This window comes from Candidatus Benthicola sp. (genome assembly GCF_058719085.1).
On record NZ_JBZQEK010000058.1, the window covers coordinates 118777 to 135783 of the forward strand.

Below are 17007 nucleotides of genomic sequence, written 5' to 3' on the forward strand. Positions count from 1 at the left end.
GCCCGGGTGAACCGGGTGTCAGAACGGCAGGGAATCGAAGGCTGCCAACCTGGCGCAAGGCAGCGAGACCCGGTCTCGGGGGGACGGCTACGGGAGCGGCAGGCGCATTGCGCACCCCGGACGTCCCGCCTACCGTGGGGCCATGTTTCCGCTCCGCGACGAGAACCCCACCGAGCTCGTTCCCTTCGTCACGTTCCTGATCATCTTCCTGAACGTCGCGGCCTGGCTGTTCGTCCAGGGCGCCGGCTCGGGATCGGTCTTCCTCGAATCGCTGTGCGAGTACGGAGCCATCCCCGGCGAGGTGATGGGCCGGATTCCCGCCGGGACGGAGGTAGCGCTCGGGCCCGCCGCCTCGTGCCGGGTCGGCGGCTTGAGGCTCGGCAGCCTCCTGACGTCGATGTTCATGCATGGCGGCTGGATGCACCTGATCGGCAACCTGTGGTTCCTCTGGGTCTTCGGGAACAACATCGAGGACTCGATGGGCCACGTACGCTACCTGATCTTCTACCTCCTGACGGGCGTTGTGGCGGCCATGGCCCACATTCTCACGGATCCGTCCGGAACGATCCCCACGGTGGGGGCGTCGGGGGCGATCAGCGGAATCATGGGGGCCTACATGGTTCTGTATCCGCGCGTTCGCGTGCAGACGCTGATCTTCCTCGTTATTTACATCCAGGTCGTCGCCCTTCCGGCCTGGGTCCTGCTGGCCTACTGGTTCTTCCTGCAGGTGGCGGGGGGAAGCGTCGCGCTGGGGGCCGAAGGGGGCGGGGTGGCGTTCTGGGCCCACATCGGCGGCTTCGTGGCCGGCGTGGTGCTGGTGAAGGTGTTCGAGAGGCCGAAGCTGGTCGAGGCCAAGAGGGCCGGTCGCACGTTGACCCGAGAGGAGTTGGGGCGGTGGGATCGATGGTGAGATGGAGAGGCGCAGGACTGGGGGCCCTCTGGCTTCTGCACGCACCCGGAGCGGCCTGGGCCTTTCAACAGGCCGGGGGGTCCACACTCGTGCAGACAGACGCGATCGCCGAGCCGTTCGGAATCCGGGTGCTCCGGGGGCTCCTGGCCCTGGCCGTGATCCTCCTGGTTCTGTGGCGCTGTTCCCCGAGGCGTCGCGCGATCGACTGGAGCCTCGTGGTGAAGGGACTGGGGCTCCAGCTTCTGTTCGCTCTGCTGGTGCTGAAGACGACGTGGGGCCGGGGGTTCTTCAGCGTGGTCAACGACGTCTTCATCGCGCTGATCAGCTATACGCTGGCCGGGGCGCGCTTCGTATTCGGCTCTCTCGTCGACTACGCCACGCCCGTCACCGGTGGAGAGGGGGTCGTCGAGATCGGATCGAACTTCGCCTTCGCCGTCCTGCCGACGATCATATTCTTCTCCGCCCTCATGACGGTGCTCTACTACCTCGGAGTGATGCAGTGGGTCGTCCGGGGTGTCGCCTGGGTGATGCAGCGCACGCTGAAGACGAGCGGTGCCGAGACCACATCCGCCGCGGGCAACATCTTCGTCGGCCAGACCGAGGCCCCGCTTCTGGTGAAGCCGTTCGTGAAGAACATGACCCTGTCCGAGCTCAATACCGTGATGACAGGCGGGTTCGCCACCGTGGCGGGGGGTGTGATGGCGGCATACGTGGCCATGCTCGCCGGGTATTTCCCCTCCATCGCGGGACACCTGCTCGCCGCGAGCATCATGGCGGCCCCGGCGGGCATCGTGGTGAGCAAGCTGCTGATGCCCGAGACCGAGGAGCCCGAGACCCGGAACACGCTCGATTTCGAGATCGAACAGGATTCGGTGAACGTGATCGATGCGGCCGCGGGCGGAGCGGCCGACGGCATGCGCCTCGCCCTCAACGTCGGAGCCATGCTGATCGCGTTCCTGGCCCTGATCGCCCTGATTAACGGGCTTCTCGGCTGGACGCTGGGCCTCGTGCACATCGAGGGGGTCACCCTGGAGTGGATCCTCGGAAAGGCCTTCGCCCCCGTGGCGTGGCTGATCGGCGTTCCCTGGTCCGATGCGGCGGAGATCGGCACCCTGTTCGGCGTGAAGATGGTGGCGAACGAGTTCGTCGCCTTCCAGATGCTGGCCGATGGAATGGCCGCCGGATCGCAGCTGTCTCCCAAGTCGGTGATCATCGCGACCTACGCACTCACCGGCTTCGCGAACTTCTCTTCGATCGCGATTCAGATCGGCGGCATCGGTGGCATCGCCCCGGAGCGACGGCATGACCTGTCGCGACTCGGCCTGCGGGCCATGCTGGGAGGAACGCTGGCGACATGGATGACCGCCACTCTCGCAGGGGTCCTGGCATGAGCCGCGCCGGGGGATCGCTCGACATGGCGACGGCCGTGCGCGAAGCCGCCGAGGTCATCCGTGCTCGCGACGGAGGACACCAGCCCGTCGTCGGCCTGATCCTCGGCTCCGGCCTGGGGGGGCTGGGGGACGCGTTCGAGGAGGCCGTCCGAGTCCCCTACTCCGATCTCCCGCACTGGCCGCCGGTCGGTGTGGTCGGGCATTCGGGGATGCTGATATCGGGTCGTCTGGAAGGCGTGCCGGCCGTGGCGCTGCAGGGCCGGGCCCACCTGTACGAGGGGCACTCTCCGGAGAAGGCTACGTTTCCGGTGCGGGTGCTGGCGGCGATGGGGATACGCGCCCTCTTCGTGAGCAACGCGGCGGGCGCGATCCACCGGAGCTTCCGGCCGGGCGATCTGATGCTGATCTCGGACCACATCAACCTCATGGGTCGCAACCCCCTGATCGGGCCGGTGGTGGATGGCGACCAGCGTTTTCCGGACATGAGCGACGCCTACGATCCGGCTCTCCGATCGCTCGTCCGAGAAATGGCGCTGTCGCAGGGCATTCCGTTGCGCGAGGGGGTGTACGCAGGCCTTCTCGGGCCGAGCTACGAAACTCCGGCGGAGATCCGAATGCTCGAGCGGATCGGAGCGGATGCCGTGGGGATGTCCACGGTACCGGAGGTCATCGTGGCCCGCGCGGTCGGCGTCCGGTGCTTCGGAGTCAGCTGCCTGACCAATTTCGCGGCAGGGATCAGCGCGGAGTCTCTGTCGCACGACGAGGTGATGGAAACCACCGAACGGGTCGGCGACCGGTTCCGTGACCTGGTCCGTGCCGTGGTGCGACAGATCGGTCCGTACCTGCAGCCGTAGGTCGAGAGCTCCGAGGGCGAAACTCGCCGTGGTCGCGGCCTCAGGGGACCCCGGCCCGGTGGTTCAGCGGCGTGCTTCCGGATCCCAGCCCCGGTGCGGCGGCGATCGCCTTCCGCGTGTATTCCAGACCCCGATCCACGGCCTCGGTCAGGTCGCGGCCGAGGGCGAGGCCTGCCGTGATCGCGGACGAGAGCGTGCATCCGGTTCCGTGGGCGTTCGCCACCGGCAGCCTTCGCGCCCGCCACTCCCGGAATCGCTCCCCGTCGAACAGGAGGTCCAGTATCCGGTCCCCCGGCAGATGCCCCCCCTTGATGAGCACGGCGCGGCACCCGGACTCGACCAGAGTCTCGGCGGCTCTTCGCATGTCCGATTCCGTCCTCACCGGGAAGCCGGTCAGGAGCGAGGCCTCGTCGAGATTGGGAGTCACCAGTCGGGCCAACGGCAGCAGGATGCTCTTCAGGGACCCCACGGCGCCGGGGTCGAGAAGCGGATCGCCGCTCGCGGCCACCATCACCGGGTCGACGACGAGGGGACCGACGTCGGCTTCGGACAGGGCGTCCGCTACGGCCCGTATGGTGGGGGCATCGCCGAGCATTCCGGACTTGCAGGCCGCAGGTCGAAGGTCGCTCGCCACGGCCCGGATCTGGGCCGCCACCACGTCCGGCGGCACGACGTGGACACCGAACACTCCCACCGTATTCTGGACCGTGACCGCGGTGAGCGCCGAGGTGCCGAAGACTCCAAACGCCTCGAAGGTCTTCAGGTCGGCCTGTATGCCGGCCCCGCCACCCGAGTCGCTTCCGGCGATCGTGAGGGCCACCGGAATCAGCGGCGCCATCTCGAGATCCACACGCTTCTTCTCCCCTCTCGCCGCTTTCCACCGGGCGGCGCCCGTCTCACATTGGTGAGCCATGCTGAGCCAGCGTCAGAGCCGTCGCGTGCGGGCGCTCCACCGTCGCAAGGAGAGGCGTTCTGCCGGCGAGTGCCTCGTGGAGGGCCCCCGGGTCATCGACGAGTTGCTCGGCGAACGAAGCCCCCTGACGCTGGTGCTATATACCGGAGATGCGTCTGCCGATCCAGCCGGACGCGGGCTGGAGTCCCGCGTCCGCGAGGCGGGCATCGCGCTGGAGCGAGTGAACGACCGGGAACTGCGCAAGCTTGCCGGCACCGTCACTCCCCAGGGTTGGCTCGCCGTGGCCCGCATACCGGAATGGACATGGTCGGACCTGGATCCGACCCGACTCCTGGTGCTGGACGGCGTGTCCGATCCCGGAAACGTCGGGACCCTGATCAGGACCGCCGAGGCCCTCGGCGTGGGAGGCCTCATCGCGCTGCCCGGGACGGCGGATCCCTGGAACCCCAAGGTGGTGCGTGCGTCGACGGGCTCTTCCTTTCGCATCCCCGTGGTGGAGGCCTCCTGGGAAGCGACCCGTGATCGCCTCCGAGGGTGGAGCACGCCTGTGTGGGTGGCGGCCGCGGACGGCGAGCCCATGCTCCGCGGAGACCCACCTCCCGGGAGGGTGGCGCTCGCGCTCGGCAACGAGGCCGGGGGGGTGTCGCCCGCGGTCCGGTCCGATGCGGAACGGGTCGTGGCGATTCCGATGAGGGGCGAAGTCGACTCTCTCAACGCTGCCCTGGCGGGTGCCATACTCCTCGATCGCCTGTTCGGAGGCTGAATGCCCCTGTCCGTTCGAATCGTCTTCCTCGTCTATGCCGGGCTTCTCGGGGCCTCGGTCGGATCGTTCCTCAACGTCTGCCTGAGCCGGCTCCCCCGGAGCGAGAGCCTGATCCGTCCCAGGTCCCGCTGCCCGGGGTGCGGGGAATCGATCGCCTGGTACGACAACGTCCCGATCCTGAGCTGGGTGGTGCTTCGCGGTCGGTGTCGCCACTGCAGGGAGCGTATCTCGATCCAGTACCCTGCGGTCGAGCTGGTGACCGCCGCGATCTGGGTCGGCATGGCGCTGCTGTTCGGTCCCACGTGGAAGTCTCTTCAGGGGGCCATCCTGTTCAGTCTGCTGATCGCGATCTCGCTGATCGACGCCCGCCACTACCTGATTCCGGATGCACTCAGCCTCGGAGGCCTCGGCGCCGGTCTGGCCCTTTCGCTGCTTCCCGGGGCGCCATCGATTCTCACGGCCCTGCTCGGGGCCGCTCTCGGGTTCGGCGTGCTTCTGGCGGTCGGGCTGCTCGGCGAGTGGATCTTCAAGAAGCCGGCGATGGGCGGAGGCGACATCAAGATGATGGCGATGGTCGGCGCCTTTCTGGGGCCGGCCGGGGCGATGTTGACGATCTTTCTCGGTGCCGTCGCGGGGACGGTGGTGTTCGCCCCCCTGAGCCTCAAGACGAAACGGGAAGTCCCGTTCGGGGTCTTCCTCGGTCTCGGCGCGGCCATCGCGTTCCTGTTCGGGGAAGCGCTGATCGACTGGTACGCGAACACGGTCTTCGCGAGGGTGTGACGGCTCCTGCGCCGGGCAGGCCGGGCGCAGCCGCACCGGGTGCGGCTACTCGAACTCGGCCCGATCGGATCGAGCGTCCCCGCCGCTATCCGGTGCACCGGGCTCCGATTCCACCGGGGCGCGTGTGATCCGTGCTCGCGTCACCTGCGTGTCGCTCGACGCCACGACCTCGATCCGAAGACCCTCCACCTCGACGGAGTCCTTGGGATCGGGCACCTTACCGAATGCCTGCAGCAGGTAGCCGTTGAGCGACCGATGCTCGAGTACCGGGAGCGAGCAGTTGAAGAAGTGGTTGATCTCGCGGAGGTCCGCTCCTCCCTCCACGATGATCGTGTCGCGGCCGACCCGTTTGAACGCTTCGGTCGGGACATCCGTTTCGTCGACGATCTCGCCGACGAGCTCTTCGAGGAGGTCTTCCAGCGTGATGAGCCCGTCCGTGCCTCCATGCTCGTCCACGACGATCCCGGCGTGGATCCTCCGGGTCTGAAACTCGGCCAGCAACTGACTCAACACGACGCTGGTGGGCACGAACATGGCCTCACGCGCCAGCCGTCCCAGCGTGATGTCACGCTGTCCCGAGACCAGGGCCTGGTAGGCGTCCCGTACGTACAGGATGCCGTCGATGTCATCCAGAGATTCCCCGTACACCGGTATGCGGCTGAACGGGACGGTCTGGAGCTCGGCTGCGATCTCGTACAGCTTCGTGTCGGCCGGCCAAGCGAAGATCCCGACCCGTGGCGTCATGATCTCCCATGCCTGGGTCGTGTCGAGTCGGAAGGCCTGCTGGATGATCCGCCGCTCATGCGGGTCGATCTCGCCCACCTCGTGGCCGATCTCCGTCAGGGTCCGGATCTCCGCCTCGGTCACCGTGGGAATCACCCCTTCCGTGTCCGGGAGCACGGCTCGCGTCAGCGCCTCGAGCGGAACGACCAGAATCGCGAGCAGTTTCGAAAGGCCGAGAAAGACGGGTGCGATCGCCAGCGAGATGGTCTCAGAGTTGGCCGCCGCGAAACTCTTCGGCACGATCTCTCCGAAGAAGAGCACCAGCAGGGTCATGCCGCCCGTCGCGATGCCGACGCCTGCCGAGCCGAAGGCTTCGGTGGCCGCGTACGTCGCCACCGACGCGGCCCCGATGTTCACGACGTTGTTCCCTATGAGAAGGGTGATCAGCAGTCGGTCCGAGTTCTTCTTGAGCCACACGAGCGCCCGGGCGCCCCGCCGTCCCTCGTCCTCGAGTGCCTCCGCGCGCGTGACGGGGATGGAGAAGAACGCGATCTCGCTCCCGGAGAAGAAGCCCGATAGCGCGACCAGGATCGCCAGGACCACCACGAGGCCGATCATCGCAGCTCCTCGCTCGACCGGGCAGCGGAGGTGCCCATCCGCCGTGGAATTGGCGTTGAGGGAGGTTGATCGTCCATCGCGTTCAGGATCTCACGGAGCGGATCAGGTCTGCGACGAGCTCGTCCGCGCCCTGCCCGGCCGCTTCGGCTTCGAAGCCCGGGACGATACGGTGTCGCAGCACGTCCGGCGCGATGGCGCGCACGTCATCGAGATTCGGAGCGGGCCGCCCATCCAGAGCGGCCCGGGCCTTGCACCCGAGCACCAGATACTGGGAGGCACGGGGGCCCGCTCCCCACGCGATCATCTCCCGGACGAAGCCGGGCGCTGCGTCGTCGTTCGGGCGCGTCGCCCGGGACAGCCGAACGGCGTAGTCGATCACCGAAGGCGGTACCGGGACCCTCCGCACCAATCCCTGGAAGGTGCGCAGCTTCTGGCCGTCGATCACCGGTTCGGGGACCCGTTCCACCTCGGAGGTCGTGACCGTCGCCACTTCCCGTTCCTCTTCGAAAGACGGATAGGAGATTCTCAGCTCCAGCATGAAGCGGTCGAGCTGCGCTTCGGGCAGCGGGTAGGTGCCCTCGTGTTCGATCGGGTTCTGCGTGGCCAGCACGAAGAACGGGGGCTCGAGATCGAAGGTGTCATTGCCGACCGTGACGGACAGTTCCTGCATCGCCTGCAGGAGGGCGGCCTGGGTCTTGGGAGGCGTCCGGTTGATCTCGTCGGCCAGGATCACGTTCGCGAAGACCGGGCCGGGCACGAACTGAAAGACGCGTCGTCCGGTCTGAGGATCCTCTTCGAGAACCTCGGTCCCCGTGATGTCCGATGGCATGAGATCGGGCGTGAACTGGATGCGGCTGAACCGGAGCTCGAGCGTTTCCGCGAGGGTGGAGATCAGCGTGGTCTTGGCGAGTCCGGGAACTCCGACGACCAGGGCGTGTCCGCCTGCCAGGAGAGCGATCAACAACTTCTCGACGATCTCGCTCTGGCCCACGATGCGCCTGGCGATCTGTCTCTCCAGTTCCGAGCGCACTCCGGCGAGCTCCCGCAACAGCTCCACGTCGCCCGGGCTGTCCACGAACCCCGTCCCCCCGCTGACAGTCATTCTCCGCCTTCCTCCGGTGAGCCGGGGTCCCCCGCGTCGTTCCCATCGGCACGAGGCTAGATGATACCTTCCCCGGGCGTCAAGCGCGAAATCTTGCGTACATTTTCACAAGCGCATATAGTCGCGGCGGTCGTAACCGGGAGGCGAGAAGACGCCGTGGCGCTGAACGACGGAAACCGCCCGGGCAATTCCCTGGCCGAGATCGGAAGGTTCGGAGGCTATGGGCTCACGCTCGGGATCGCGACGGCGCTGTTCGCCTGGATCGGGTCGATCCTGGACGAGCGGTTCCGAACGGGACCGCTTTTCGTCATACTGGGCACCTTCACGGGGTTCGGGGCGGGCTTCTACAGCATGTACCGGCACCTCGTGACGGACCGTCGCGGGGAGGACCTGAAAGAAGACGGGGCCACCACGCAGGACCGGTCGGAGTGAGGCGGACTGCGTACCTGGCCGTCACCCTGTTCCTGGCCGGAATCGGGACGGCCGCGGCGATCGTCGGAGGGCAGCCGGCCTCGTCGCTGATCGCGGGGGTGTGTGTGGCGTGGCTCGTTCAGGCTGCCTCGTTCTGGATCCTGGCCGGAGGACTGGAAGCCGGCCGACCGGTGATGGGACCGTGGATCGGCGGGATGGCCGGTCGCCTGGGCGCTGGAGTGGTGCTCTGGACGCTCGCGTTCCTGGCGGGGCTCCCGACCCGGACGCTGATGATCGGATACGGCCTGGCGCTCGTGGCCTTCCTCCTCCTGGAGGCGGTCTGGCTGGCGGTGGCCACGGCGGGTCACGGAGACCGTCGTGCATAGAATCGATATGGATCGGAGATGATCGCGGGACTGGCAGTCGCACTGATCGGGCTCGCCCTCGGGGCGCCGCAGGAGCATCCGGCGGATGCCGACGAGCATCCGGTTGCCGAGGTGGTCGAGGCGGAAGAGGCCGGCGTGGCGTCGCAGTCGACGGTCGAGGGCCACGGGGCCGACGCATCCGTCGAGCAGCACGCGGGCGAGGGAGAGCACGCCGAGGAGTGGGGCACCGAGACCATGATGCATCACATCGTGGACTCGGGAGCGCTCGAGATCGGTCCCATAGTGATCAGCTTCGAACGTCTGCGGATTCCCCCGGTCCACGTGGGCGGGGTGGAGATCGATCTGTCGCCCACCAAGCACACGTTCTTCCTGTTGCTGGCCAGCCTCCTGACGATCCTCACGGTCGGCCTGGCCGCCCGAGGGGCACGTCGGACGGACTCGGAGCGGGAAGCGCCCCGGGGCATACTGAACTTCTTCGAGTCGTTCTACATCTATCTGCGGGACGACGTGGCCATGGCCAACATCGGCCACGGGGGAGAGAAGTTCGTGCCGTACGTGGTGACGCTGTTCTTCTTCATTCTGTACGCGAACCTCCTCGGTCTCATTCCGCACGGGGCCTCGGCGACGGGGAACATCTCCGTGACCGCCGCGATGGCGATCGTCTCGCTGATCGTCGTGGAGGTCGCCGGTTTCAAGGCCCTCGGGCCGAAGGGCTATCTCGGCACGATCTTCTACGTGCCGAAGGGCATCCCGCTGCCAATGCAGGTCGTCATGCTCATCATCATGACGCCGGTGGAGCTCATCGGTAAGCTGGCGAAGCCGTTCGCTCTGGCGGTTCGACTGTTCGCGAACATGACGGCCGGGCACTTCGTGCTCCTTTCGCTGCTCGGCCTGATCATCGTATACGGCGAGGTTTCGCTCACCGGCCTGGCGGCCGTGACGGGCTCGCTGGCGCTGGGACTGTTCGTGATGTTCCTGGAGATCTTCGTGGCGTTTCTCCAGGCGTATATCTTCACCGCGTTGACCGCGGTGTTCATCGGGCTGATCCGGCACGCGCACTGAGCCGGCGGCCGAACTCGCGGATCCCCGGGATCTGGCAGGTTAACCGGAAGATTCAAGGAGAACCTTGATGCTGAACATGCTCGCTCTGCTACAGGACACGGCCGGGGTCACCGGCGACGTGGGTGCCGGCCTGGCCATCATCGGCGCGGCCGGAGTGGTCATCGGTGCCGGAATCGGGATCGGTCGCATCGGCGGTCAGATGGCGGATGCCATGGCGCGCCAGCCGGAGGCCGCCGCGCAGATCCAGACCGGTTCGATCATTCTCGCCGCCCTGATCGAGGGCGCCGCGCTGTTCGCGCTCGTGATCGCCGGCTTCATCAAGTAAGACACCGATCGCGCGTCGCGGGCGTCACGCCGGCGACGGCGGTGGGATCAAGAGAAGCAGGACACGGATGAGAATGTGGCGAAAGGCAGGGCCAGTGGCGCTTCTCCTCTTCTCTCCCGCCCCACTGTGGGCGGCGGAGGGAGGCGTGCTGTCGATCAGCGCCGGGCTCGCGATCTGGACGTGGGTGCTCTTTCTGCTCACCCTCGGGGTGCTCTCGTGGAAGGCGTTTCCCGCCATCGCGAAGGGTCTCGAGACCCGGCAGTCGAAGATCCAGGCGGCCATCGATTCGGCCCGCGAGGATCGGGACGAAGCGCGCAGGCTCCTCGACGAGCATCAGCGCCAGCTGGATCAGGCTCGCCGCGAGGCGAAGGAAATCCTGCAGCAGGGTCGCGAAGCCGGCGAGCGACTGCGGGAGGAGATCCTCGCCCAGACCCGGACGGAGAACGAGGAACTGCTCGAGCGAGCCCGCCGTGAGCTGGCACGCGAGAAGGAGGACCTCCTGGAGTCCGTTCGTCGGGAGGCGGTCGATCTGTCGTTGAGGGCGGCCGAGAAACTGGTGCGCGAGTCGCTGGACGATGATGCGAACCGGCGTCTGGTGCGCGAATACATCTCGGAGATGGAATGAGCAGGATCGCGGTGGCCCGCAATTACGCGGACACGCTGCTGGATCTGGCCGGCCGGACCGACGACGCCGAGACGTGGCTCTCGATGATCGGCGAGGTGGCGGCGCTCTACCGGGCTGAGTCTTCGTTCCGGGCATTCCTGGAAACGCCGCGGGTTCCGCTCCCGGAGAAGCGACGCGTGATCCGTTCGGTGTTCGGGGACCGCTATCCGGAGCTGTTCGTCCGCTTCCTCCTCGTCCTCATGGAGAAGAGACGCCAGTCGCTTCTGCCGGAGATCGAGACGGCGGCCGTGGAGTTGTGGAACGAGAGGACGGGGCGAATCCGGGCTTCCGTGGCCCTGACCATCGATCCGGACCCCGCGTTTCGAGCCGAGATCGAGGCGGCTCTCGGTCGCCTGCTGGGTCGCGAAGTGATCGCCGACTTCCGGCGGGATCCGCGGCTGGTCGGTGGCATGGTGGTTCGTGTGAAGGATCGCGTCATGGACGGATCCGTGCGACGTCAGCTGCAGCTGATGCGCCGGACGCTCATCGAAGAAGCGGGATCGGCCGGATCCGCCGGCTGAACCGATAGACACAAGGACGGAACTGGGTATGTCGACCTCTGACGCAACGCTCCGCGCGGGCGAGATGAAGAAGGCGCTTCTCGAGCAGATCGACCGGTTCGAGGAGGATCTCAAGCTCGAGGAAGTCGGAGAAGTCCTCGAGGTGAAGGACGGGGTCGCCCGCATCTGGGGGCTGTCCTCGGCCGTCGCCAACGAGATGCTCGAGATCGAGTCCTCGGAGACCGGCGAGCTGATCACGGCGCTGGCGCTGAACCTGGAAGAGGACAACATCGGCGCCGTGGTGATGGGAGACTATCTCCAGCTCAAGGAGGGAGACTCGGTCCGTCGAACGGGTCGGGTCCTCGAGGTGCCGGTCGGCCCGGCCTTTCTCGGGCGGGTGGTGAGCCCGCTCGGAGAGCCGCGCGATGGCAAGGGCTCGATCAAGTCCGTCGGCGCGATGAAGGTGGACCGCAAGGCTCCCGGCATCGTGTACCGGCAGCCGGTGAAGGAGCCCCTGCAGACGGGCATCAAGGCCATCGATTCGATGATTCCGATCGGACGCGGCCAGCGGGAGCTCATCATCGGAGACCGACGAACGGGTAAGACGGCCATCGCGATCGACACGATCATCAATCAGCGGGGCGGCGACGTGGTGTGTGTGTACGTCGCCATCGGACAGAAGGCCTCGACCGTGGCCTCCGTGGTGGATCGCCTGGAGCAGGAAGGCGCCATGGATTACACGATCGTCGTCTCGGCGAACGCCTCGGACCCGGCGACTCTCCAGTACATCGCGCCCTATGCGGGTTGCGCCCTCGCCGAGTACTTCATGTACAAGGAAGGGCGCCATACCCTGGTGATCTACGACGATCTGTCCAAGCAGGCGGATGCCTACCGGGAGATCTCGTTGATTCTCCGCCGCCCGCCGGGACGCGAGGCCTTTCCCGGTGACGTGTTCTACCTGCACAGCCGCCTGCTGGAGCGGGCCGCGAAGATCAGCGAGGATGCGAAGGTCATCGCAGCCCACCCGGACATCGAGAAGCCGGGTGGATCGCTGACGGCGCTCCCGATCATTCAAACGCAGGCCGGCGACGTTTCGGCGTACATCCCGACCAACGTGATCTCGATCACCGACGGGCAGATCTTCCTGGAGAGCGATCTGTTCTACTCCGGAGTGCGTCCGGCGGTGAACGCGGGGATCTCGGTGTCGCGAGTCGGTGGATCGGCCCAGATCAAGGCCATGAAGAAGGTGGCCGGAAGCCTGCGCCTGGACCTCGCCCAGTACCGCGAGCTGGAGGCGTTCGCGCAGTTCGGATCGGACCTGGATCCCGCGACGCAACGACAGCTGGCCCGGGGCGAGCGCACCGTCGAGGTGCTCAAGCAGGGGCAGTACGTGCCGCTGCCGGTGGAGGATCAGATCATGGCGATCTTCGCCGTGACCCAGGGATACCTGGACGACCTGACGGCCTCCGAGATCCGTGACTGGGAGGCCAGCTTCCGGGAGTACATGCGATCCGCCCACCCGGGGGTGGGCGCGGCGATCCGGAGCGAGAAAACCATCAGCGACGCCACGGACGCGGAGCTGAGGAAGGCGATCGAGGACCACAAGAAGTTGTTCCGCACGTCGGCTGCCGAGCCGGCCGCGGAAGCGGCGGTCTGAGCCGCCGGCAACCCGAACGAGATCGGCGAACGGATCGATGGCGAAGGCGAGGGACATCGGGCGGCGGATGCGTTCCGTCCAGAGCACGCGCAAGATCACGCGCACCATGGAGATGGTGGCGACGTCGAAGTTGCGTCGTGCCCAGACCCGGGTACGGCAGGCCCGCCCGTTCGCGGATCGGCTGACCGCCGTGGTGGAGAACCTCATCACGCCGGAGCTCGCGGAGCTGGAACCCGTGCTCCGGCAGCCCGATCGCATACGACGGGCGGCCGTCGTGCTCGTGACCAGCAACCGGGGGCTGTGCGGCGCCTTCAACGTCAACCTGATTCGAAAAGCCCGTGAGCTCCTGGCCGAGCTGCAGGATTCCGACGTCCAGACCGAGTTTCACGTGATCGGAAAGAAGGGCATCAGCTACTTCCGGTTCCGGGACGTGGAGATGGCCAGCACCCGGGTGGACATCGGCGATGCTCCCGAGCCGCCCGAGGCGCGGGGACTGATCGAGCCGCTGGCCCAGCGGTTCGTCGACGGCGAGCTCGATGCCGTCTACGTGGTGCACGCCGAGTTCCGGAGCGTCATGAGCACGCCGCCGATCACCCGAAGGTTGCTGCCGGTGTACGTGCCGCCGGAGCGGCCCAGCCGGGAGCCCTATTACATACTGGATCCGTCGGCGAAGGTGATCCTCGCCCGGCTGCTCCCCCTGCACCTCGTGAGCTCGATGTACCGGGCCCTGGTGGAGAACGCGGCGGCTGAGCAGGGTGCCCGTCGCACGGCAATGAAGAGCGCGACCGACAACGCGGACGAGTTCCTGACGACTCTCCGACGGCAGTTCAACCGTGCCCGGCAGCAGGAGATCACCAGCCAGCTGGCTGAGATCATCGGCGGGGCCGAGGCGCTGAAGGGATAATCATGGCAGAGGCGACACAGTCAGTCGGCAAAGTGGTGCAGGTCATCGGCCCCGTCATCGACGTGGAGTTCGATCCCGAGGGCCTGCCCGAGATCTACAACGCCGTGGAGCTGGAGTGGACCGGCGATGAGGGTGAATCGCATCGCCTCGTGTGCGAGGTCGCGCAGCACATCGGGCGGAACCAGGTTCGTGCGGTCGCCATGGACTCCACGGATGGCGTCCGGCGAGGCATGCCGGTGCGCGACACGGGCCAGGCCATCTCGGTCCCGGTAGGCGAGGCTCCCCTCGGACGGATCCTGAACGTCCTCGGCGAGCCGGTCGACGAGGCCGGGCCGGTGGAGGCGAAGGAACGGTGGCCGATTCACCGGGAAGCGCCCAAGCTGGTGGACCTCGAGCCCAAGACGGAGATCTTCGAGACCGGCATCAAGGTCATCGACCTGATCGCGCCGTACGTGAAGGGCGGAAAGACCGGCCTGTTCGGAGGGGCCGGGGTCGGCAAGACCGTGATCATCATGGAGCTGATCAACAACATCGCCCAGGAGCACGGCGGCAAGTCGGTGTTCTGCGGCGTCGGGGAGCGGACCCGCGAGGGCAACGACCTGTGGCTCGAGATGTCCGAATCGGGGGTCATCGATTCGACCGCCCTGATCTACGGCCAGATGAACGAGCCTCCCGGGGCCCGTCTGCGAGTCGGCCTCGCCGGTCTGACCGTGGCGGAATACTTCCGGGATGTGGAGAACCAGGACGTCCTGCTCTTCATCGACAACATCTTCCGGTTCAGCCAGGCCGGATCCGAGGTGTCGGCCCTGCTCGGGCGGATGCCGAGCGCCGTCGGGTACCAGCCGACGCTGGCCAGCGAGATGGGTGAGCTGCAGGAGCGGATCACCTCCACGCGCTCCGGGTCGATCACGTCGGTTCAGGCGATCTACGTGCCGGCCGATGACCTCACCGACCCGGCTCCGGCGGCCGCCTTCACGCACCTCGACTCGACGACGGTGCTCTCCCGTCAGATCGCGGAGCTCGGGATCTACCCGGCGGTGGACCCGCTCGAGTCCAGCAGCCGCATCCTCGATCCCCAGTTTCTCGGAGAGCGCCACTACAACGCCGCGACGCGTGTCCAGGAGATCCTCCAGAGATACAAGGACCTCCAGGACATCATCGCCATTCTCGGGATGGATGAGCTGAGCGAGGAGGACAAGGTCATCGTCGCCCGAGCGCGGCGCATCCAGCGCTTCCTGTCGCAGCCGTTCTTCGTGGCGGAGCAGTTCACCGGCTTCCCGGGCAAGTACGTGCCGCTCGAGAAGACGATCGAGTCGTTCGAGGCGGTGGTGGCGGGCGAGTTCGATCACCTGCCCGAGCAGGCCTTCTACATGGTCGGTGACATCGAGGAGGCCGAGGCCAAGGCGCGAGAGCTCGAGGGTTAGGCGGGCGGACCGATGAACGAGACGAAGCGGAAGCTGAAGGTGGCCGTCATCTCGCCGGTCGAAGTCGGTTTCGAGGGCAGCGGCGACAGCGTGATCGTCCCTGCACACGATGGCCTGATGGGCATCCTGTACGGTCACGCCCCGATGATGACGCTCCTCGGGACGGGAGAAGTCACGGTTCGCGACGGGGCAAGCGTCCATCGTATAGCGGTTTCAGGCGGATTCCTGCAGGTTGTGGACAACGAAGTCTCGGTCCTGGCGGAGAAGGTGGGCGAGCCCACGTCCGACGATGCTGGCACGGAGGATGCAATCTGACTGGCCGTCGACGCGATCGAACGGTTCCCATGACGAACCCCCTGGAGGTCTCATGAAGCGCCTGACTGTGCACGCCACTCGTACCCTCATCGTGGTCATCGCGGCTCTGCTGTCCCAGGTGGGGACGAGCGCCGCTCAGTTCTACGATCACCCGCAGTTCATCACGCCGTACGACGAGTCCGGCCTCGGGACGTACTTCATCGTGGTCAACGACATCAACGACATCGGCGGCATGGTGACGTACCGGAAGGCGGGAGACGTCAACCTCGGACTCCGGGGCTCGATCAACGCGGTGTCCGGTGGGGTGGCGCTGAACGGCGGCCTCGACGTGTACAAGCAGTTCGTCGAGGTCTCGCAGTCGTTTCCGCTGGACGTGGCGTGGGTGACCGGCGCCGGCTTCGGGTACGTCACGGAGGGGTCGTTCGGTATCCTGAGAATCCCACTCGGCGTTTCGGTGGCCCGCCAGTTCCTGTCCGATGACGGCAAGTGGGCGCTGACCCCGTATCTGTCGCCTCGCCTGGCACTGGACATCGGGGTGAGCGGTCCTGACACGGAGCTCCATTTCGACGCCGACATCGGACTCGAGATGCAGTTCTCGGAGGCGTGGCGGCTGCGGTTCGGCCTCACCCTCGGAAACAGCAACGCGCTGGGCTTCGGAATCGCGTTCTGACCCCTCCGGGGGCGTTGACGAAGACACGCCTCTCGGGTATGTTATCGGGCCCGCCTCGAAAGGGGCGGGCCTGCTTTTTGACAAATTGGGGTGGAGAGGTTGTAGAGGAGTGCCGAGAGGGCGTAGTGAGGCGATTTCTTTTGCTTTTTTTGTGAGTGAGAGGGATCAAGCGTAGAGGGCGCGGGGTGGATGCCTGGGCACAGGACGGCGAGGAAGGACGTGGCAAGCTGCGAAAAGCCACGGGGAGCTGCAAGCGAGCGTTGATCCGTGGGTGTCCGAATGGGGGAACCCGGCCGGGGTGATGCCCGGTCATCGTGGAGCTGAATACATAGGCTTTGCGAGGCGAACCCGGGGAACTGAAACATCTAAGTACCCGGAGGAAGAGAAAACAATTGTGATTCCCTGAGTAGCGGCGAGCGAACGGGGAAGAGCCCAAACTGCGTGGGCGTGACAGGCTGCAGCCGTTGTCCGCGCGGGGTAGTAGGGCAGAGCCGGAGGGGTCTGCAGGTCCTTCGGAGGGTGGATTTTGATCGAGCCGGAGCGCGTTGGAAAGCGCCGCCATAGAAGGTGAGAGCCCCGTAGGCGAAGGTCTATTCACCGTCTGGGTTTTGTTCCTGAGTAAGCCGGGACACGAG

General features: G+C 66.5%; 19 protein-coding genes and 1 rRNA gene. 17 read left to right on the plus strand and 3 right to left on the minus strand.

Annotated elements, in window-relative coordinates; all coding sequences use genetic code 11:
- Nucleotides 1–142: 142 nt before the first annotated feature.
- The 3 genes from AC36XV_RS04620 to AC36XV_RS04630 all read left to right on the plus strand — a co-directional run bounded on the left by AC36XV_RS04620 (nucleotide 143) and on the right by AC36XV_RS04630 (nucleotide 3155).
- Nucleotides 143–910 (plus strand): rhomboid family intramembrane serine protease, encoded by a 768-nt coding sequence (locus AC36XV_RS04620; protein ID WP_492202505.1) that lies wholly within the window; start codon nucleotides 143–145, stop codon nucleotides 908–910.
- Nucleotides 911–1014: 104 nt separating this feature from the next.
- Nucleotides 1015–2301, plus strand: a complete 1287-nt coding sequence (locus AC36XV_RS04625) for a NupC/NupG family nucleoside CNT transporter (RefSeq protein ID WP_492202525.1) — start codon at nucleotides 1015–1017, stop codon at nucleotides 2299–2301.
- The gene (locus tag AC36XV_RS04630) at nucleotides 2298–3155 is read left to right on the plus strand and encodes a purine-nucleoside phosphorylase (RefSeq protein ID WP_492202506.1); all 858 of its coding nucleotides are present in this window, start codon (nucleotides 2298–2300) and stop codon (nucleotides 3153–3155) included. The genes AC36XV_RS04625 and AC36XV_RS04630 overlap by 4 nt, the downstream gene beginning before the upstream one ends.
- 40 nt (nucleotides 3156–3195) lie before the next feature.
- On the opposite strand, the gene thiD is transcribed toward AC36XV_RS04630, so the two are convergent.
- A complete protein-coding gene (thiD, locus tag AC36XV_RS04635; RefSeq protein ID WP_492202507.1) occupies nucleotides 3196–4005 on the minus strand; it encodes a bifunctional hydroxymethylpyrimidine kinase/phosphomethylpyrimidine kinase in 810 nt (269 codons plus the stop codon).
- A gap of 61 nt (nucleotides 4006–4066) precedes the next feature.
- Here thiD and AC36XV_RS04640 point away from each other — a divergent pair, with 61 nt between their 5' ends.
- Both AC36XV_RS04640 and AC36XV_RS04645 read left to right on the plus strand, forming a co-directional pair.
- Nucleotides 4067–4831 (plus strand): TrmH family RNA methyltransferase, encoded by a 765-nt coding sequence (locus AC36XV_RS04640; RefSeq protein WP_492202508.1) that lies wholly within the window; start codon nucleotides 4067–4069, stop codon nucleotides 4829–4831.
- Nucleotides 4832–5611, plus strand: a complete 780-nt coding sequence (locus AC36XV_RS04645; RefSeq protein ID WP_492202509.1) for a prepilin peptidase — start codon at nucleotides 4832–4834, stop codon at nucleotides 5609–5611. It begins immediately after the preceding gene.
- A gap of 45 nt (nucleotides 5612–5656) precedes the next feature.
- Here AC36XV_RS04645 and AC36XV_RS04650 read toward each other — a convergent pair whose 3' ends face one another.
- Together AC36XV_RS04650 and AC36XV_RS04655 are read right to left on the minus strand one after the other, a co-directional pair.
- Nucleotides 5657–6952, minus strand: coding sequence for a hemolysin family protein (locus AC36XV_RS04650; protein WP_492202510.1), 1296 nt, complete (start codon nucleotides 6950–6952; stop codon nucleotides 5657–5659).
- Nucleotides 6953–7034: 82 nt separating this feature from the next.
- Nucleotides 7035–8054: an AAA family ATPase gene (locus AC36XV_RS04655; RefSeq protein WP_492202511.1), complete on the minus strand. Its 1020-nt coding sequence runs from the start codon at nucleotides 8052–8054 to the stop codon at nucleotides 7035–7037.
- A 156-nt stretch (nucleotides 8055–8210) separates the two neighbouring features.
- Between AC36XV_RS04655 and AC36XV_RS04660 the strand changes: the two genes are divergently transcribed.
- The 12 genes from AC36XV_RS04660 to AC36XV_RS04715 form a co-directional block, all read left to right on the plus strand.
- The gene (locus AC36XV_RS04660; protein ID WP_492202512.1) at nucleotides 8211–8486 is read left to right on the plus strand and encodes an AtpZ/AtpI family protein; all 276 of its coding nucleotides are present in this window, start codon (nucleotides 8211–8213) and stop codon (nucleotides 8484–8486) included.
- Nucleotides 8483–8851: a hypothetical protein gene (locus AC36XV_RS04665; RefSeq protein WP_492202513.1), complete on the plus strand. Its 369-nt coding sequence runs from the start codon at nucleotides 8483–8485 to the stop codon at nucleotides 8849–8851. The genes AC36XV_RS04660 and AC36XV_RS04665 overlap by 4 nt, the downstream gene beginning before the upstream one ends.
- A gap of 18 nt (nucleotides 8852–8869) precedes the next feature.
- Nucleotides 8870–9913 (plus strand): F0F1 ATP synthase subunit A, encoded by a 1044-nt coding sequence (gene atpB / locus AC36XV_RS04670; RefSeq protein ID WP_492202514.1) that lies wholly within the window; start codon nucleotides 8870–8872, stop codon nucleotides 9911–9913.
- A gap of 67 nt (nucleotides 9914–9980) precedes the next feature.
- Nucleotides 9981–10238, plus strand: coding sequence for an ATP synthase F0 subunit C (locus AC36XV_RS04675; protein ID WP_492202515.1), 258 nt, complete (start codon nucleotides 9981–9983; stop codon nucleotides 10236–10238).
- Nucleotides 10239–10311: 73 nt separating this feature from the next.
- Nucleotides 10312–10863 (plus strand): F0F1 ATP synthase subunit B, encoded by a 552-nt coding sequence (gene atpF / locus AC36XV_RS04680; protein WP_492202516.1) that lies wholly within the window; start codon nucleotides 10312–10314, stop codon nucleotides 10861–10863.
- Nucleotides 10860–11423 (plus strand): ATP synthase F1 subunit delta, encoded by a 564-nt coding sequence (gene atpH, locus AC36XV_RS04685; protein ID WP_492202517.1) that lies wholly within the window; start codon nucleotides 10860–10862, stop codon nucleotides 11421–11423. Before atpF ends, atpH begins: the two co-directional genes overlap by 4 nt.
- 28 nt (nucleotides 11424–11451) lie before the next feature.
- Nucleotides 11452–13059 carry a F0F1 ATP synthase subunit alpha gene (atpA, locus tag AC36XV_RS04690; RefSeq protein ID WP_492202518.1) on the plus strand — a complete coding sequence of 536 codons (1608 nt, stop codon included), beginning with the start codon at nucleotides 11452–11454 and terminating at the stop codon, nucleotides 13057–13059.
- Nucleotides 13060–13096: 37 nt separating this feature from the next.
- Nucleotides 13097–13963: an ATP synthase F1 subunit gamma gene (atpG, locus tag AC36XV_RS04695; protein ID WP_492202519.1), complete on the plus strand. Its 867-nt coding sequence runs from the start codon at nucleotides 13097–13099 to the stop codon at nucleotides 13961–13963.
- 2 nt (nucleotides 13964–13965) lie between these two features.
- Nucleotides 13966–15387, plus strand: a complete 1422-nt coding sequence (atpD, locus tag AC36XV_RS04700; protein WP_492202520.1) for a F0F1 ATP synthase subunit beta — start codon at nucleotides 13966–13968, stop codon at nucleotides 15385–15387.
- 12 nt (nucleotides 15388–15399) lie between these two features.
- A complete protein-coding gene (locus AC36XV_RS04705) occupies nucleotides 15400–15702 on the plus strand; it encodes a F0F1 ATP synthase subunit delta/epsilon (protein WP_492202521.1) in 303 nt (100 codons plus the stop codon).
- A 52-nt stretch (nucleotides 15703–15754) separates the two neighbouring features.
- Nucleotides 15755–16372 carry a hypothetical protein gene (locus AC36XV_RS04710; RefSeq protein WP_492202522.1) on the plus strand — a complete coding sequence of 206 codons (618 nt, stop codon included), beginning with the start codon at nucleotides 15755–15757 and terminating at the stop codon, nucleotides 16370–16372.
- Nucleotides 16373–16535: 163 nt separating this feature from the next.
- A 23S ribosomal RNA gene (locus AC36XV_RS04715) occupies nucleotides 16536–17007 on the plus strand; the annotation flags it as partial.

Coding starts and splice junctions, on each gene's coding strand:
- AC36XV_RS04620 (WP_492202505.1), top strand. CDS start 143: ATGTTTCCGCTCCGCGACGAGAACCCCACCGAGCTCGTTCCCTTCGTC.
- AC36XV_RS04630 (WP_492202506.1), top strand. CDS start 2,298: ATGAGCCGCGCCGGGGGATCGCTCGACATGGCGACGGCCGTGCGCGAA.
- AC36XV_RS04640 (WP_492202508.1), top strand. CDS start 4,067: ATGCTGAGCCAGCGTCAGAGCCGTCGCGTGCGGGCGCTCCACCGTCGC.
- AC36XV_RS04645 (WP_492202509.1), top strand. CDS start 4,832: ATGCCCCTGTCCGTTCGAATCGTCTTCCTCGTCTATGCCGGGCTTCTC.
- AC36XV_RS04650 (WP_492202510.1), bottom strand. CDS start 6,952: ATGATCGGCCTCGTGGTGGTCCTGGCGATCCTGGTCGCGCTATCGGGC.
- AC36XV_RS04655 (WP_492202511.1), bottom strand. CDS start 8,054: ATGACTGTCAGCGGGGGGACGGGGTTCGTGGACAGCCCGGGCGACGTG.
- atpB (WP_492202514.1), top strand. CDS start 8,870: ATGATCGCGGGACTGGCAGTCGCACTGATCGGGCTCGCCCTCGGGGCG.
- AC36XV_RS04675 (WP_492202515.1), top strand. CDS start 9,981: ATGCTGAACATGCTCGCTCTGCTACAGGACACGGCCGGGGTCACCGGC.
- atpF (WP_492202516.1), top strand. CDS start 10,312: ATGTGGCGAAAGGCAGGGCCAGTGGCGCTTCTCCTCTTCTCTCCCGCC.
- atpH (WP_492202517.1), top strand. CDS start 10,860: ATGAGCAGGATCGCGGTGGCCCGCAATTACGCGGACACGCTGCTGGAT.
- atpA (WP_492202518.1), top strand. CDS start 11,452: ATGTCGACCTCTGACGCAACGCTCCGCGCGGGCGAGATGAAGAAGGCG.
- atpG (WP_492202519.1), top strand. CDS start 13,097: ATGGCGAAGGCGAGGGACATCGGGCGGCGGATGCGTTCCGTCCAGAGC.
- atpD (WP_492202520.1), top strand. CDS start 13,966: ATGGCAGAGGCGACACAGTCAGTCGGCAAAGTGGTGCAGGTCATCGGC.
- AC36XV_RS04705 (WP_492202521.1), top strand. CDS start 15,400: ATGAACGAGACGAAGCGGAAGCTGAAGGTGGCCGTCATCTCGCCGGTC.
- AC36XV_RS04710 (WP_492202522.1), top strand. CDS start 15,755: ATGAAGCGCCTGACTGTGCACGCCACTCGTACCCTCATCGTGGTCATC.